A 17,175-nucleotide genomic window follows, 5' to 3' on the forward strand; every position below is an offset into this window, starting at 1 on the left:
TATTTCAATATTCCATATTTCTAAAAATTTTAGAACATTAGCCCTCATAATAGGCGTTATTTAACAAATATTGAATCTGAGATACCCTCCGCTTTTTATTAAAAAAACTATTTTTGCAGAAAGAAAACAAAAATGCAGAGTATAACGAAAAATAATTTTGACTTCATCCGCGTTCTCCTCGCTTTCATCGTCTTTGTAGGGCATTTGGGAGCTTTAACTGACTCTAGCCAACTTGATTTTTTAACGCATAGCCCCGTAGAGGTTGCCGTCTTTGCATTTTTTATTGTCAGTGGATTCCTTATTGCTAGGAGCTATGAAAGATCTTCCAGCCTGAAAAGCTATATCAAGAAAAGAATCAATAGAATTGTTCCCGCTTATCTACTGGTTGTATTTCTCTGCACTGTACTTCTGAGTCTGGTAAGTACACTTTCTTTCTCTGACTATTTTGGAAATGTACAGGTTTATAAATATTTCTTCTGGAACTCTATCTTCATGAACTTTATGGCTCCTTCCCTTCCCGGAGTATTCGGAAACGAAGCGGTCAATGGTGCACTATGGACCCTTAAGATTGAAATGTGTTTTTATTTTGCGGTTCCACTGATCTTTTTATTATTCGGAAAAAACAATAAATACAGGAATATCAGCCTGATCATTCTGTACTTCCTTTCTCTGGTGTTTCTTAATTATTTTGACATGATTGGAAAGTCTGCTGTTTCCAGACAGTTGCCGGGCTCACTTTGTTATTTCATTGGAGGGATGTTAATCTACTTTCATTTTGATCAGTTTATCAAATATAAAAACACACTGTTCATTATTGCCATCATTACAGTTTGGATTGATCTGATTCTGCATATCAAATTATTCTCACCCATCATGATCAGCATTATCGTACTGTATATCGCCTATTCATTGAAGTTTCTGAATAATTTCGGAAAATACGGAGATTTCACTTATGGTATTTATATCTTCCACTTCCCTATTATCAGGGTATTTGCTACGCTTGGACTATTTGCTAATTACAATCCTTTTTTCATGAGTTTCATATGTATGCTTGTGGTGATTGGTGTAGGAATTGCGTCGTGGCATCTTTATGAGAAAAAATTTTTATAATTTTACCCCAGTAAATACGCAAATGAAAGACCTGGTCTCCATCATCACTCCCTGTTACAATTCTGCTGAATTTATCGAAGAAACGATACAGTCTGTTTTAAATCAAACCTACGAAAACTGGGAATGGCTGATCACAGACGATCTTTCCAAAGACAATACCGTAGATATTATAAAAAAATACAATGATCCCCGGATAAAATTGCACGTCCTTGAGAAAAACGGTGGCGCAGGAAATGCCAGAAACAACAGTCTGGAGAGAGCTACAGGACGATACATCGCCTTTCTGGATTCCGATGATTTCTGGTATCCCGAATATCTGGAAACCATGACCGATTATATGCAAGAAAACAATGCAGAACTGGTTTACTGTAACTATTCAAGATGCAATGAGCAACTACAGCCTGTTTTAAAGGATTTCTTAGCCGATAAAGTAGTCACTTTTTCCAATCTTCTGAAAACCTGCAGACTGGCACCGGTTTCTACGATGTACGACACCAAAAGAGTTGGGAAATTTTTATTCCCGGTAAAAAGCAAACGTGAAGACCATGTGATGTGGTTGAATCTTTTAAAAGTAATCCCACAAGGAATGCCCATCAATAAGACATTAGCCAAGTACAGGATGCGTGAGAACAGTGTTTCCCGAAAGAAAAAAAACATCATCAAAGATCAGTATCTGGTTTATAAAGACTTTATGGGATTTTCTACTGTAAAATCGCTTTATTACACAGCCAATTGGGCGGTTAACGGATTTCTGAAATATTCTAAAATATTCAATTAATGGAGTACTCCAAAGAGTTTAAAGCAGCTTTGAGTGCTTTTTCCAATGTAGAAAAAGACCGTCTTATTTTCAGATTACTGAAAAAGGACAAACTTTTGTCTAAAAAACTGTATTTCGAGCTGATTGATCAGGAAACTACGGATGATAAGAGAAATGCCATGGAAGAAAATGTTGCCGAAAAACTTCTTCTCGCATCTAAATATGTAGGAAATGCCAAGTATTTCATGAGCACCGTCCGAACCGTGAGCGCAGATATTACCGAGCATGTTAAAATAACTACAGATAAATTCGGGGAAGTTTCCCTGAATATTTTACTGGTCAATAGAATTCTGGATTCAAACGAAGACCTGAGCAGACAAAGGTTTGACAACGTTTACAAGCTCTATATTTACATTATCAATAAAGTATTCAAAGCTTTGGTTTTAACGAAAAAACTGGATGAAGATTATTGGATGGAAATCGATGAACTTTTAAGAGACACTCACCAGAAAATTTCTGAAAATCATTATCTGCAGAAACTCTGTATCAATAATGGTTTAGACCTCAACTGGCTTGAATCTGAAAATATTCCGGACGACATAGACCAAATCATGAAGGATACGAAAAGTCAGGGGTTTTTGAGATAGAGATTTAAGATAACAGATTTCAGACATCAGACATCAGATACTAGACTTTTCTTGGGTTAGGAATGTCAATGGTCAATTTTGCTGCGCAAGTGAAATGTGAAGTTTGAAATAGATAGCAGATACTAGACTTTTCTTGGGTTAAGAATGTCAATCGTCAATTTTGTTGCGCAAGTGAAATGTGAAACCCTCTTACCCGCAACCCGAATCTCATAACTTATAATTTAAAACTCATAACTTCTCAAAACTCTCAGACTTAAGATATTTTCTGAAGAATAAGTTGAGTCGCATCAGGCTTGCCATCAACGAACTTTCGGGCATTGTCTGACATTCCCTGTAGCTCTTCCTCATTATTAAAGAGAAACAACACAAAATCTGCCGCCGCGTATTCCTCGGTAAAAGACTTTCCGCCTTCTGCTGCAATCAGGTCGTCTGCTTCAGGATTTTTTCTGTAATGATTTCCAAAGATCACAGGTACACCGAATGTTGCTGCTTCCAGAATATTGTGGAGCCCGGCATCATGAAAACCGCCTCCTACTACAGCTACATCTGCGTATGAATAAAGTTTTGACAACAGACCGATGCTGTCGATGATTAAAACCTGATATTCAGAAACTGGAAGTTCACTTTTATTTATGGCACTATAGACTAATGCATCAGGGAAAATATTTTTTAAATGATCTACCCTTTTCAGATCATGAGGGGCAATGATTAATTTTAAATCCGCATTCATTTTAGAAATAGTGGCCGCTATTTTCTCTTCTGCCTGCCACGAACTTCCGAAAACGATCGCCTGATGATCTCCTATAAATTCAGAAATAAAATCTACATGATTGTCGCGTACTCTCAGCTGCTTTACCCTATCGAATCTAGTATCTCCTGTTACCGATGAATTACTGAGACCGATACTTTTGGCCAATGCAAAAGAAAATTCCGTTTGGTGAAAAAACCAGTCTACATTTTTTTTGAGCTGTTTGACAAACCATTTGCCGTAGGAAGTAAAAAACGCCTGTCTTTCATAGAACAAAGCAGAGATCACATAGATCTTAGTGCCACGCTGTTTAAGCTCAGCCAGTAGATGATACCAGTAATCATATTTAACAGTGAAAAACAATTCGGGATCAAACTGAGATATAAATTCTTTTATGGTGGTCTTTTTGTCGAAGGGCAGGTAGCAGATCACATCAGCGATATGTTTCTTTTTCACCACATTTTCATAACCTGAAGGGGAAAAGAAAGTTACAAGAATCTTATGAGTCGGGAATTTTTCTTTCAGCTTTTCCAAAACAGGAAGTCCCTGCTCATATTCACCGAGGCTTGCCGCGTGCATCCAGATTACCTTATCAGAAGGTAAAAATACCGCTTTTACCAGATCTAAAGACTGTTTTCTTCCTTCAACTCCTTTTTTAGTTTTATCATTAAACAAAGAGAAAACTTTCATTCCAAAAATGAGAAGACTGACAAATATGTTGTATAGGAATGACATCTTAATTATTTTTCAATTTCAATTCGGTCGTTATAGGTAGAGGGGCTGGAAATCACAAGAAATTCCAGATCGTCCTGAGATTCATTGGAAATATAGTGTTTTGATTGAGGCTGAATGGAAATACTTTCTCCCGCCTTCACAGAAAACTTTTCATCATTAATATCAAATACCGCTTCTCCTTTTAAAATATAAAAAACCTGTTCTGCCCTTGCATGAAAATGCAGTTTTTCAGCAGTTCCTGAAGGCATTTTTTCCTGTTTTACGGAAAGGTTGTTGGAATCATTCAGAACCCAGCTGTCACAGCCGTTTCCCCAGGTATAATGTGTTGAATTTTCTTTAGATTGTATCATTTGAATATAGCTACAAGAATGAATACCACGATCAGACTTCCGATCACCGATAAAATAGCCGTAGATAACGGAATTCTAGGCTTCACATTTTCATCAAAAGAATATCGGAACATATAATCCTGACCGTTCATAAAAATCAGCATGATCAGTACGAACAGGCATCTCAGAAAAGTTTCCATGATCAGAAACTGAGCATCTCTATTCTGATCTGTGATTTCTACAGGAAAATTAGCGGTTTCGGGATGCCTCAATGCATAGGCAAAAAGACAAAATAACACGGTTCCGATAACCGGGGTAAAAAAAGAATATATTTTGCTCCCGAAGTTATCTGCCTTTCCGTCAAAATCGAAATGGACAGGAATTCTTTTAGGAAGGGTTTTGTAATGTTTCAGGGTAAACCACCAGAAAAAAACCAGTAATCCGAAATTAAAAATATCAAAGGCTGTAAAAATAATATTCTCCATTCCGACCGTATTTAAGGCTAGAGCATGTTTTTAATCACTCTCAGCTTATGCGTATGTTTATTCATTTCTTTGTTAAAGATCCCCGTAGAATCAAGAATATCTATCCTTACTTTTCCAGAGGCATGAATAATCTTTTGGTTATCCAGCATAATGCCTACGTGAATAATTTTTCCTTCCGGATTCTCAAAGAAAGCTAAATCTCCCGGCTGGCTCTCTTCCACAAAAGTCAAAGGTACACCAACTTCTGCCTGCTGATACGTATCTCTGGGTAATTTTATATCATGAATTTTATAAACGAGTTGTGTAAAACCGGAACAGTCTACCGCAAAAAAGCTTTTGCCACCCCACAGATAGGGCACATTAAGGAATTCCTTTGCCGCCAAAGCAATACTTTCACGGAGATCATGACTTCTTCTTGAAGCCACTACCGGAAATTCCACCTCAGATCCCATTGAAAGAAGGGTTTTTCCGTCTTTCATCAGTACTGAAGAAAAATCCTCAGTCACTACGGTTACTTTTCTTTTGGCCAAATCCTCGTCTGTTACAGATCTCAGCTGTTTGGTGTCCATCCATCCTTCATATCCGTCATAATGCATCTTTATTTTGGTCCAGTTTTTATTCACTTCCAAAATATCAGCGCTTTCTCCAAACAATATTTCCGTAACAATTTCCGCTTTGTCAGAACCTTCTGCGCGGACCGGTGCTACTGTAACGTTACAAATTCCTTTATTCATAATTTTTTAGATGATAGATTTCAGACAACAGATATCAGATTTACTGAAGTTCGTCTGATATCTGTTGTCTTGTATCTTGTGTCTTACTTTCTTCTCAGAAAATTCACTCCATCACGCAAAGGTAAAATAAGATTTTCAAAATCATCGTCTTTTGCGATCAAATCATTCAGTTCTTTGATGATCTGGGTGGATCTTTGTTTTGGATTTTCTTCCAGTACTTTGCCGTACCATAAAACATTATCAAACATCACCACGGAACCGGATTTTGTTCTGGGCTTAATCAATCTGAAATATTCTGCATAATTCTCTTTGTCGGCATCTATAAAGATAAGATCAAAAGTCTGATCGGTTTCTCTCAAAAATTCCTTAGCGTCCTGAAGTTTAAAATCAATCTGTCCCGCGAATTCACTTTCTGCAAAATATTTTTTAGGAAGGTAAGCAAGATCTTCATTAACGTCCAGCGTAGTTATTTTCCCGTCTTTGGCCAGTCCTGCCGTCAGACAAAGAGTCGCATATCCAGTAAAAGTTCCTATTTCAAGTACATTTTTAGGCTGAATCATTTGGGAAACAATCGTCAAAAGCCTTCCCTGCTGATATCCGGATATCATATGCGGCTGCGTAGTTTTCTGATAAGTCTCTCTTCTTAGTTTTCTCAGAATTTCAGGCTCTGAGGAAGCATGCGTTTCCAGATACCTGTCCATTTCAGGATTCTTTTCTTCAAAAAAGCTCATAAAATTTTAATTTAAACAAATTTAATCATTTTAAAATTTCTTTTTGAGTTCCTTCGTTCTATCAGCATCTCATAAGAAAGGAGAGAAATGAATTCCCCTCCTTTTTCAGTTATATCTGCTGCTCTATTACAAAGCTATACAATACTGACCCGGTCTACCACATACCCAACCCGGGCAACAGTCTCTGGTTACACGACAAATAATCTGTGGGTTACAATCTCTAATTGCTCCCTGTACTTCTTTCATTTGTTCTCTTGACATTTTTTTTAAATTTTTCATATTTTTTAGTTTAGTATTAATTTCCTACTCTTTAAGATTTTCGGATATCTCTATTATTTCTCTTTATAGAGATTTAAATATAAGCATTCTTTTAAAATAAATAATAGAATTAATACAAACTACTGATTACTTTATCAAATTAACTTGAGTTCGGGACATGAGTTTTTTTTAGCAGCCCTGCTCACCGTGTCAAGGTTTCGAACCTTGACACGGTTAAAATCAGTAATTTCCGGACCTTTTTTCCTCGCAAAAGTAAGCACCAATTGAACCTCAATTCATTATTCCGGGAAAACCACGATGTAAAATACCGGGAAAATACGGATATGTTTGCATCAAACATAGTTATACATTTGCAGAGAACAAGGGGTAAAAACACTAAGAAAAAAAGGAAATGAATGCAGGGGAAAAACTAAATAACACTGAGAATCAGAAGACCGCTGGGCCAATAGGCAGAGCGGATTCTTCGTCCAAAAAAACTAAGACACAAATATCCAATTCATTTTTTCAACGGATTATTTCATTATTGAAAAAAGAAGAATTAATTTGATTAAAAAAATAAATCCCGAATTGCTTCGGGATTTATTTTTATGGGTATGTGAGGTTTGAATTACTTTTTAGGAGCAATATCCATTAATTTCATGAACTCATCCAGCTTAGGCATAATGATGATTTCTGTTCTTCTGTTGTCTGCTCTTCCGGAAACACTCATATTCGTTGCTTTAGGATTGTATTCAGAACGTCCACCTGCTGTGATTCTTGCAGGATCTACACCGAACTGTGTCTGAAGAACCTTCGCAATCGCTGTACCTCTCAATGCAGAAAGATCCCAGTTGTCTCTCGGTAAGTTAGGAGAATTTAAAGGTGCGTTATCTGTATTTCCTTCAATCAGGACAGAATATTTATCGTAATCATTGATCACTTTAGCTACTTTACCCAATACTTCCTGAGCTGTAGGCTGAATGTTGTAATCTCCTGTCTTGTAAAGCATTTTATCAGAAAGAGAGATCATTACCACTCCTTTCAATACTTTTACCTGTACATCATCATCCGCTACATTATCAAGAGATCTTTTAAGCTTGTTAGACAATGCCATATTCAGGCTGTCGTTTTTCGCATTGTTTGAAATCAGCTGCTTGATATAAGAATTGGAAGCATTGATTTCTCCAACCAGTTTATCAATATTCGCTGAGCTTTTACCCGTATTTGAAAGACAGGCATCCAAAGATGATTTCAAAGCATCATGCTGGCTTTTTAAAAGATTATTTTCCCCTGACAATGCAGAATTCTGAGACTTTAAATCCTGGATCTCTCTTTGTCTTTCTCCAATATTTTCAATACACTGCTTATAGTTTGAACTTAACGCATCGTACTGCTTTTTGGAGACACAAGAGGTCAATCCCAACGCCATTGCAGAAACTGCTAAAATTTTAAAAATCTTCATACGTAATCATTTTTAGACGAATCAAAGTTAGGAAAATTCAATTGAACTATATGCATTATCTTTGTACGAACGAAATTCTCAGCAAACGTTTTGGAAAAAATCAGTTTTAAAAACCAGCTTGAAAACCTTGTCCGGAACCCGGAAAATCACCGCTATCTTCTGGCAGTGAGCGGCGGTGCTGATTCTATGGTTCTGGCCTCTCTTTTTCAGAGTTTGGGGCTAGTTTATCAGATTGCCCACATTAATTATAAACTCCGTGGTGAAGATTCGGATCTGGATCAGAAAACGGTTCAGGATTTTTGTGAGAAAAATCATATTCCGTTTCACCTGTATGAGGTTTCGGAAAAAGATAAAAAACCGGAAAATTCTATTCAGCTTTGGGCCAGAGAACTTCGTTACCGTTTTTTCAGGGAAATTCAGAATCAGGAAGAGCTGGAATTTCTGGTAACTGCCCATCATCTGAACGACCAGCTGGAGACTTTTATCATTAATCTATCGAAAGCTTCAGGAATCGACGGACTGAGTGGAATTCCTGCAGACAGCAATCATACGCTTCGTCCGCTTCTTAATTTTTCAAAAAAAGAAATTTATGAATATGCTGAGGAAAACGGGATTGATTTCCGGGAAGATCTTTCCAATAAAAAGAGTGATTATTTAAGGAACAAAATCAGAAACGAAATCGTTCCCAGGCTTTTAGAAACGAATGACCATTTTCTCGACAATTTCAAAAGGAGTTCCGATTACTTAAATCAAACCAAAAATTTTGTTCAAAAGCAGATTGAAGAAATAGAAAACAGCATTTCTACCTTTAACTTAAAAGAAAAAATTATATCAAAAGAAAAGCTGAATAATGAAAGTGATTTTGTAAAATTTGAAATTCTAAAAAAATACGGTTTTAAAAAGGAAGAAGAGATTAAAAAAATCTTCTCAGCTCAAAGTGGGAGCACTTTTTTTTCCAGCGATTATGTATTGATTATCAACAGAAATGAATTAATTTTAGCTAAGAAATCTGATTCAAAAGAAGAGAAAGAAGAAATTCTTCTGGCTGAAAACCTGAGTCTCTCTGAAAATGAAACTCACATCAGCCTTGATGACACCATTGAAAACATTGAAGGAATCAATAACTGTTTTGAATGGGATTTTGATACCGGGAAACTACAACTTCCACTGCGTTTAAGAAAACAACAGGATGGAGATGAGTTTTATCCTGCAGGTTTTTCAGGGAAAAAGAAAGTTTCTAAATTTTTTAGGGACGAAAAATTATCTATTTTAGCGAGGCAAAAAATTTGGATCCTGTGTGATGGCAACAATTCCGTGCTTGGAATTATTCCCCTAAGGCAGGACAGACGATACGCAAAGGATGAGAAAACGAAAAGTATTCTCAAAATTTTTAATGAAAAGAAAAAATGAAATTTAGAAACTGGTTTTTAGTAGTGCTGCTCTTTTTAGCGGCAGGAATTAATGCACAGATCAAGAATCCTGTAAAATTTAAGTTCACCATCAACGATTTGGGGAACAATCAATATGAAGCTGTTCTGAATGCTACGATGGAAAGCGGCTGGCATATTTATTCCAAAGACCTTCCGGAAGATACAGGAATCCCTACTGAATATAAAGTTTCAGGGAAGAATATTGAGCTGATCGGAAAATTTACCGAGGTTGGTAAAAAGCATGAGGAATTTTCGGAAGCTTTTGGCGGAACAATTGTTTTTTATTCCAACTCGGCCGGTTTCAAACAGAAATTCAAATTAAAAGACCCAACAAAACCGGGTGATGTAACTTCTGAAATTACGTATCAGACGTGTGACGACAGAGTGTGTCTTGCGCCGAATACATTAGAATTCAACCAAAAAGTAACCCCGAAAGGAGCTGTTGAAGAAACAGCAGAGGAAAAAACCGAGACCGCAAAAGATTCAGCGAAAACGATAGAAACTGTCGTTGCAACTCCTGCAAAAGGAGAAGTAACCGTTACGCAAACCTCACAATTAGATCCTAAGCAGCTAAAAATAGCGACCATTGATTTCCAGAAACCTTTAACGGATTGTGGAACTGCTTCTACAAAAGTTGACGAAAATTACTGGACATATTTATTCTTAGGATTTGCAGGAGGTTTAATTGCCTTACTGACGCCGTGCGTTTTCCCGATGATTCCGCTTACGGTTTCTTTCTTTACAAAAGGAAGCAGCAACAAAGCAAAAGGTAAAAGAGATGCACTGATCTATGGATTTTTCATTCTTTTAATTTTCGTATTATTAAGTGTTCCATTCCACCTGATTGACGGGATTGCAGGGAATATTTTCAATGAAATTTCTACCAGTGTCTGGCTGAATATCGCCTTCTTTATCATATTTATTTTCTTTGCAGGAAGTTTCTTCGGATACTATGACATTACGCTGCCAAGTTCTATCGCCAACAAATCTTCAAAAGCTGAAGAGGCTGGCGGACTTGTGGGTATTTTCTTCATGGCATTAACGCTGGTTATTGTTTCTTTCTCATGTACCGGTCCTATTTTGGGCGGTTTATTAGGAAGTGCGGTAACAGGATCTTCCAATGTTCCGATGCTGCTTACCTTTGCTTTGGCAGGGTTTGGACTGGCGTGGGCTATCGTATTCGGTTTGCTGGCTTTATTCCCGCAGGCTTTAAAGAGTCTTCCAAAATCAGGAGGATGGATGAATACTGTGAAAGTGGTTCTTGGATTTGTAGAACTGGCTTTAGCTTTAAAATTCTTATCTAAGGCTGACCTGGTATCTAAAACATTCCTATTAAAAAGAGAACTTTTCATTGCTATCTGGATCGTAATTGCATTGGGACTGGCTTTATATTTATTCGGAATTATAAGATTCCCGCACGATGATAAAAAACCTAAGATTTCTATTACAAGAAAGATATTGGGAGCATTGGGAATCGGTTTTGTGATTTATCTGATCCAGGGATTAATTCCAGCAGAGCGTCCAAAACTTCAGATGCTAAGTGGTATTTTACCTCCGCTGAACGTCAGCTATTTCCACGATGAGAAAGACGGCATCCTCGGAATGCATCCTGAACATGATTTCTTTAAAGCCATTGAACTTGCTAAAAAGGAAAACAAACCAATCCTCATCGACTTTACCGGCTACGGCTGTGAAAACTGTAGGAAGATGGAGGAATTCGTCTGGAGCGAACCGGATATCTTACCGATCCTTCAGAATGATGTAGTACTGGCCTCGTTATATGTTGATGATAAGGAAGAACTTCCGGAAGATCAGAAAACCAAAATCGATCTTGGTGACGGACAGATCAAAAAAGTAAAAACAATTGGTGACCGATGGAGCTTATTCCAGCAGGTGAATTTCAACAACAATTCCCAGCCGCACTACGTTCTGATAACACCGGACGGAAAAGTGATCAACACACCGGTTTCCGGATATATGCCGAAAGAGGATTTTAAAAAATTCTTAGAGTGCGGAGTTAATTACTACAAAACAACGAAGTAAGATTAATCTAAATATCATAAAGCCTTATCAATTTATTTTGGTAAGGCTTTTTTGTACACTTATTAGAAGAATATCTACACTTACTAATTGATTTGAGAATAATTTATTTTTTTTATTAAATTACACCCTGAGTCACTCAATTACAATTACATATGAAATATTTTAAATTTACTTTTTTATTTTCTCTTATTATTTATTCCTTTCTGCCGGCACAGACCTCCCCTGCTATACAGTGGCAGAAATCACTGGGTGGAAGCCAGGGAGAGTATGCAAAATCTGTCCAGCAAACCTCAGATGGAGGTTATATTGTTGCCGGATTATCTAATTCTACCGACGGAGATGTGACGGGAAATCATGGAGGTTCTGATTACTGGATTGTAAAACTTGATGCCTCAGGAACGATACAATGGCAAAAATCACTGGGTGGAAGTACTGATGACAACGCCAATTTTATTCAGCAAACCTCTGACGGAGGATATATTATTGCGGGAGAATCTACTTCTAACGACGGAGATGTGACAGGAAATCATGGAAATTTTGATTACTGGATCGTGAAATTAGATGCTTCAGGAACTCTGCAATGGCAAAAATCATTAGGTGGAAGTAATCAGGATGTGGCCAATTGTATCCGGCAAACTACCGACGGCGGCTATATCGTTGCCGGTGAATCTTATTCTACCAACGGAGATGTCGTAGGAAATCATGGAATTTCCGATTACTGGATTGTAAAATTAGACGCCTCAGGAACTATGCAATGGCAGAAGTCACTGGGCGGAACTTCTTATGAAGGAGCAAATTCAATCCAACAGACTTCTGACGGAGGATATATTATGGCAGGCACAGGTAGTTCTACTAATGGAGACATGAGTGTAAATTATGGAAACGGAGATTTTTGGATCGTAAAATTAGATGCTTCAGGAACGATACAATGGGAGAAATCATTGATGGGTAATCTTGCTGATACTGCACAGTCTATCCAACAAACATCAGATGGAGGATATATTGTTGCCGGCATGTCTAATTCTACAAACTCTGAAATACCGCTCATGTTTGGAACATCTAATTATTGTGTGGCAAAATTAGATTCTAATGGAAATACATTATGGCAAAAATATTTTGGGGGCAGCGGTGAAGATCACCCCTATTCTACCCAACAAACTTCTGACGGAGGATATATCGTCGCCGGGGCAACTGGTTCTTTAGATGGTCATATTACAGGAAATCATGGAAGTTTCGATTGCTGGATCGTAAAATTAGATAACACAGGAAACATACAATGGCAGAAACCATTGGGTGGAAGTGATTTTGATGAAGCCTATTCCATTCAGCAGACAGCGGATGGCGGATATATAATCGCAGGTATGATTTTTTCTGCAGACGGAAACATTACGGGTTACCACGGAAACAATGACGCCTGGATCGTCAAATTAAGTTCCACCCAATTAAACACTGGAGAAACTCAACTTATTAATAAGCCCATTATCTATCCCAATCCGGCAAAAGATATGATTCATCTGGATCATCTTCCCGCAGAAACGGTTGTACATATTACCGACATGTCCGGAAGAAATCTTTTCACCCAAAAATACAAAGAGAAAAAGATCAGCATCCCTGTTTCTCAATTCAACAATGGCGTGTATCTCATTCAGGTTCAGCATCATGGAAAAATTGTTTTATCGGAGAAACTGATGATCAGGAAATAACAAACAAATCCATAAAGTATCATAAAAATTTATGAATTTAAACAGTTGTAAGAAAATTTAATGTTAAATTATAATTGATTTTAGATTTTTTATATCATTTAAGAAATTTAGGTACAGACTTTGCATCGGTTCCCTCGAATCACGATGAATTCTAGACGCTTCATCAAGTACCGTTTAACATTTAAAATTATGAATTATGGCTGAAGTAATTGCACAAGAAAAGCAGGGCGGCAAGCAAAAGAAAAAATTAATCCGCGTGGATATGACCCCAATGGTAGATCTGGGATTTTTACTGATCACCTTCTTTATGTTCACTACCAATTTTACAAAACCTAATGTAATGGATCTGGGACTACCTGCAAAAGACCCTAATCCCTCCGTTATTAATGATGAAGTAATCAAAGACAAAAACCAGGTTACCTTTATTCTTGGGAAAGACAACAGGGTGTTTTATCATCAGAGCAATGCGATAGATTTAAATTCCGGAAACCTAAAAGAAACAGATTTCAGTGGGGTGAAAATCTCTAAGATTATTTCTGAAGCTTACAAAAACGCCCCGAAACCAGAAATTTTCACAGTGATTGTAAAACCAACAGATGAAGCCAACTATAAGAACTTTGTAGATATTCTCGACAATATCGCGATCTCTAAAAAAGAAAGATACGGCATCACTGATATAAAGCCTTGGGAAAAGAAAGTGTATACCGAATTAACCCAATAAGACAGAAGAGCATTTTCAGAATGCTCTTTTTTTATTTACATTTGAAGATACAATAGATTTCAGACTGACATTGTTTGCTGAAATATTTTTAACTGTTATAAAATTTAAGATCATGCTGAACTTCGAAAGAAAAGGAAACGGGAAAGAAACTTTGGTGCTGCTTCACGGCTTTATGGAAAACCTTTCTATCTGGAGCGATATGGAACCTCATCTTTCCGATCATTTTTCACTGTTGAAAATAGACCTTCCCGGTCATGGCCAATCCGATATCCTCGCGGAAGTTCACACCATGGAACTGATGGCTGATGAAGTGAAAAAAGTTTTAGACCATGAAAAACTAAGTAAAGTACATTTGCTTGGACATTCCATGGGCGGCTATACCTCACTGGCCTTCGCAGAAAAATATCCTGAAACCCTTAAAAGCCTTACGTTGTTCTTCTCGACCTATTTCGCCGATGATGAGGAGAAAAAAAAGCAGCGGATCAAAAGCTACAGAATCATCAAAGATTCTTTCCCCCATTACGCCAAAGCCGGCATTCCCAATCTTTTTAATCCCAATGAAAGAGACATTCTGGAAGGAAAAATTGAAATTGCCCTTGCCACTGCCCTTTCTACGAACAATATGGGAGCTCTTGCCTGTGTAAAAGGCATGGTGGAAAGAACGGACAAGAAACACATCATGGAAAATCTGGAATCTAAAATCCTGGTTTTAGCCGGAAAACATGACAATGCTGTAAAAACAGACATGATGATCAAACATCTTCCAGACAGAACCAATATAAAATCCTATGTTCTGGATTGCGGACACAACGGACACTGGGAAAAACCAGCTATCTGTGCAGAAATTATCAATACAGAGCTTCTGCATAATCTTCCCAAAAAACTGGTCCTGTAGATAACCCTCAGCAAGAGTCTTAGCCTCTGCATATCAAAAATTCTTGTATATTAGTAGGGATAATTATCTCAATGGGTTTATTCTCGTTCAAAAAAAAGAAACCGCCGGTTATCGGCCTTACGCTTTCCGGTGGAGGAATGCGAGGAATCGCCCATATCGCCGTACTGAAAGCACTGGAAGAATATAATCTGAAGCCACAAATCATTTCAGGAACAAGCGCAGGCTCTATTGTCGGGGCTTTTTATTCTTTTGGAAAATCTCCGGACGAGATGATGGATATTGTGAGAAACACCACCTTCTTCTCAAGGTCTTATCTGAAGCTTTCTAAAAACGGTATTTTCAGCTCAAATTTCATTTTAAAACTATTTAATGATCATTTTCCCGAGAATGATTTTAAGATCCTGAAAATCCCCGTTTACGTGACAGCCACCGAAATGACCCATGGAATTGTGGATTTCTTTTCTGAAGGAGAACTTTTCGGGCCACTGCTGGCTTCATCAAGCGTCCCGTTTATTCTTCCACCTGTACGAATTGGAGAAAAAATATATGTGGATGGCGGCGTTCTCGACAACCTTCCCATTGAACCTATTATTGACAAATGCGATTTTTTAATTGCTTCCCACGTCAATTCAATAAGCTATGACGAACTGAAAAAGATGAGTTTAATGAAAGAGTTTGACAGGATTCTCCATTTAGCCATCGCCAAATCGGTTTACTCTAAAGTAAAATCCTGTGATATTTTTTTAGATCCTCCTAAAATGACGAAGTTCAGTTTATTCAGCAAGAAAAACCTGGACATTATGTTTCAGGAAGTTTATGAATACACGTGTCAGGAATTGGAAGAGAAAGGATACAAAAAAGGCCCCCAAATTGAGAGCCTGTAATATGGTTTGATCCGTATTTAAGAATTTTCAATAAAACGCTTAAAATCTTCAATTGTATTCTCAAGTGAACCGGAAGATTTTCCACCTGCCGCATTGATGTGTCCACCTCCGTTAAAGTACTTTCTGGAGAACTGATTCACATCTACATCATCCTTACTTCTGAAAGAAATTTTGATAAAATCATCATAAAGATCTTCCATAAAGAAAGCAGCCATTTTCACTCCAGCAATGCTCAGTCCATAGTTCACGAAACCTTCCGTATCTCCTTTCTGGAAACCATATTCCTTAAGCTCGTTTCTGGTTAGCGACAAAACAGCAACCTTACCATCATTCACTACTTCTATTCTACCCAGTACAAGAGCGAGAAGATGAAGACGGGAAACAGTATTGGTATCCCAGGTATTTGAAGTGATCACAGAAGGATCAGCTCCTTTCTCAATTAAATTAGCAATAATCCTATGCGTAGTTGCACTTGTAGAACGGAAACGGAAACCACCGGTATCCGTCATAATCCCGGTATAAAGACATTCTGCCATATCCTGATTCACCAACGCTTCATCCCCCATAGCTTCAATAAAATGATAGATCATCTGGGAAGTTGCAGGAATTATAGTATCTGAATAAACAAAATCAAATTCTTCAGGCTGTTGGTGGTGATCGATAAGAATTTTCTTAGCTCTCGCCTTCGTCAACCATTCTCCTAAAATACCGATTCTTGAAGGCGCATTGAAATCAAGACAGAAAATCACATCTGCCCCACTGATCAGCTCAAATGCATATTTCCTTTTGTATTCCCCGATAATCACTTTTTTGGATTCCGGCATCCATTTCAGAAATTTCGGAAAATCATTTGGTACAATTACTTCTGCAGGAATTCCTTTGGCTCTTAAGTAATGCTTCAGTCCCAAACTGGAACCTATCGCATCTCCGTCCGGATTGTAATGAGTAAGGATAACGATCTTGCTTTCAGGCGTAAGTAATGTATTGATATCTAAAAGTTCTGTTGGTGTAAACATCGTGTGCTTATTTTTCTTTAAATTTGAGTTTCCAAAGATAGAGCTTTTAAATAAATCATCTCAATGTAATTTCTGCACCCGGATTTCTTTTCTATCTCAGGGTTTATGAATAAAGGGATCAAAAACATTTCAAATAATTTCCAAAAAAAGACAAGGAAAATTTGTAACTTTTAAAAATTTCTATATCTTTGCAACCTGAAAATTAATAGATTAATTACGATTTAAATATATAGTAATGAGTAAAAGAACATTCCAGCCATCAGAAAGAAAGAAAAGAAACAAACACGGTTTCAGAGAAAGAATGTCTACGCCAAACGGTAGAAGAGTTTTGGCAGCAAGAAGAGCTAAAGGCAGAAAGAGTTTAACTGTTAGTGCTGCGCGCGCTAAGAGATAATATCTCGGATATCATATACAAATCATGCTTGAAAAGAAGTTTTTCAGGCATTTTTTGTTGTTAAAATTTCCTAAAGTTTAGGTTTTTTAAGCT

General features: G+C 37.4%; 18 protein-coding genes. 10 read left to right on the forward strand and 8 right to left on the reverse strand.

Annotated elements, in window-relative coordinates; genetic code table 11:
• Positions 1–132: 132 nt before the first annotated feature.
• From BM143_RS16735 to BM143_RS16745, 3 genes are read left to right on the forward strand one after another with little or no spacing between them, the layout of a single operon-like run.
• Entirely contained in the window at positions 133–1,110 is a 978-nt protein-coding gene (locus BM143_RS16735; RefSeq protein ID WP_090025680.1) for an acyltransferase family protein, read from the forward strand.
• Between the two features lie 22 nt (positions 1,111–1,132).
• Positions 1,133–1,888: a glycosyltransferase family 2 protein gene (locus tag BM143_RS16740; protein WP_090025834.1), complete on the forward strand. Its 756-nt coding sequence runs from the start codon at positions 1,133–1,135 to the stop codon at positions 1,886–1,888.
• The gene (locus tag BM143_RS16745) at positions 1,888–2,514 is read left to right on the forward strand and encodes a deoxyuridine 5'-triphosphate nucleotidohydrolase (protein WP_090025682.1); all 627 of its coding nucleotides are present in this window, start codon (positions 1,888–1,890) and stop codon (positions 2,512–2,514) included. Before BM143_RS16740 ends, BM143_RS16745 begins: the two co-directional genes overlap by 1 nt.
• 253 nt (positions 2,515–2,767) lie before the next feature.
• Here the strand turns inward: BM143_RS16745 and BM143_RS16750 are convergent, their stop codons facing one another.
• The 7 genes from BM143_RS16750 to BM143_RS16775 all read right to left on the reverse strand — a co-directional run bounded on the left by BM143_RS16750 (position 2,768) and on the right by BM143_RS16775 (position 7,996).
• Positions 2,768–3,997 carry a 3-deoxy-D-manno-octulosonic acid transferase gene (locus BM143_RS16750; protein WP_090025684.1) on the reverse strand — a complete coding sequence of 410 codons (1,230 nt, stop codon included), beginning with the start codon at positions 3,995–3,997 and terminating at the stop codon, positions 2,768–2,770.
• 5 nt (positions 3,998–4,002) lie between these two features.
• Positions 4,003–4,347 (reverse strand): cupin domain-containing protein, encoded by a 345-nt coding sequence (locus BM143_RS16755; protein WP_090025686.1) that lies wholly within the window; start codon positions 4,345–4,347, stop codon positions 4,003–4,005.
• Positions 4,344–4,811 carry a DUF1648 domain-containing protein gene (locus BM143_RS16760; protein ID WP_090025687.1) on the reverse strand — a complete coding sequence of 156 codons (468 nt, stop codon included), beginning with the start codon at positions 4,809–4,811 and terminating at the stop codon, positions 4,344–4,346. The genes BM143_RS16755 and BM143_RS16760 overlap by 4 nt, the downstream gene beginning before the upstream one ends.
• Positions 4,812–4,828: 17 nt before the next feature.
• Positions 4,829–5,545, reverse strand: coding sequence for a C40 family peptidase (locus BM143_RS16765; protein ID WP_090025688.1), 717 nt, complete (start codon positions 5,543–5,545; stop codon positions 4,829–4,831).
• 83 nt (positions 5,546–5,628) lie between these two features.
• Positions 5,629–6,276, reverse strand: coding sequence for an O-methyltransferase (locus BM143_RS16770; protein WP_090025689.1), 648 nt, complete (start codon positions 6,274–6,276; stop codon positions 5,629–5,631).
• Positions 6,277–6,402: 126 nt separating this feature from the next.
• Complete coding sequence (locus BM143_RS24350; protein ID WP_449384778.1) at positions 6,403–6,555, reverse strand: CCPGW family putative bacteriocin; 153 nt, start codon at positions 6,553–6,555, stop codon at positions 6,403–6,405.
• A gap of 607 nt (positions 6,556–7,162) precedes the next feature.
• Entirely contained in the window at positions 7,163–7,996 is an 834-nt protein-coding gene (locus BM143_RS16775; RefSeq protein ID WP_090025691.1) for an OmpA family protein, read from the reverse strand.
• Between the two features lie 90 nt (positions 7,997–8,086).
• Between BM143_RS16775 and tilS the strand changes: the two genes are divergently transcribed.
• The 6 genes from tilS to BM143_RS16805 all read left to right on the forward strand — a co-directional run bounded on the left by tilS (position 8,087) and on the right by BM143_RS16805 (position 15,672).
• Positions 8,087–9,406: a tRNA lysidine(34) synthetase TilS gene (tilS, locus tag BM143_RS16780; protein WP_090025693.1), complete on the forward strand. Its 1,320-nt coding sequence runs from the start codon at positions 8,087–8,089 to the stop codon at positions 9,404–9,406.
• Positions 9,403–11,469 (forward strand): protein-disulfide reductase DsbD family protein, encoded by a 2,067-nt coding sequence (locus tag BM143_RS16785; RefSeq protein ID WP_090025695.1) that lies wholly within the window; start codon positions 9,403–9,405, stop codon positions 11,467–11,469. Before tilS ends, BM143_RS16785 begins: the two co-directional genes overlap by 4 nt.
• A 152-nt stretch (positions 11,470–11,621) precedes the next feature.
• On the forward strand, positions 11,622–13,172 hold the full coding sequence (locus BM143_RS16790) for a T9SS type A sorting domain-containing protein (protein WP_090025697.1): 1,551 nt from the start codon (positions 11,622–11,624) through the stop codon (positions 13,170–13,172).
• Between the two features lie 196 nt (positions 13,173–13,368).
• Positions 13,369–13,893, forward strand: a complete 525-nt coding sequence (locus BM143_RS16795) for a biopolymer transporter ExbD (protein WP_090025699.1) — start codon at positions 13,369–13,371, stop codon at positions 13,891–13,893.
• Between the two features lie 112 nt (positions 13,894–14,005).
• Entirely contained in the window at positions 14,006–14,788 is a 783-nt protein-coding gene (locus tag BM143_RS16800) for an alpha/beta fold hydrolase (protein ID WP_090025701.1), read from the forward strand.
• 71 nt (positions 14,789–14,859) lie between these two features.
• Positions 14,860–15,672, forward strand: coding sequence for a patatin-like phospholipase family protein (locus BM143_RS16805; protein WP_090025702.1), 813 nt, complete (start codon positions 14,860–14,862; stop codon positions 15,670–15,672).
• A 17-nt stretch (positions 15,673–15,689) separates the two neighbouring features.
• On the opposite strand, the gene BM143_RS16810 is transcribed toward BM143_RS16805, so the two are convergent.
• Positions 15,690–16,688 (reverse strand): DHH family phosphoesterase, encoded by a 999-nt coding sequence (locus BM143_RS16810; protein WP_090025704.1) that lies wholly within the window; start codon positions 16,686–16,688, stop codon positions 15,690–15,692.
• Between the two features lie 235 nt (positions 16,689–16,923).
• Here BM143_RS16810 and rpmH point away from each other — a divergent pair, with 235 nt between their 5' ends.
• Positions 16,924–17,082: a 50S ribosomal protein L34 gene (gene rpmH / locus BM143_RS16815; RefSeq protein ID WP_034701860.1), complete on the forward strand. Its 159-nt coding sequence runs from the start codon at positions 16,924–16,926 to the stop codon at positions 17,080–17,082.
• Positions 17,083–17,175: the final 93 nt, after the last annotated feature.

This window comes from Chryseobacterium oleae, from assembly GCF_900115055.1.
Classification (GTDB): domain Bacteria; phylum Bacteroidota; class Bacteroidia; order Flavobacteriales; family Weeksellaceae; genus Chryseobacterium; species Chryseobacterium oleae.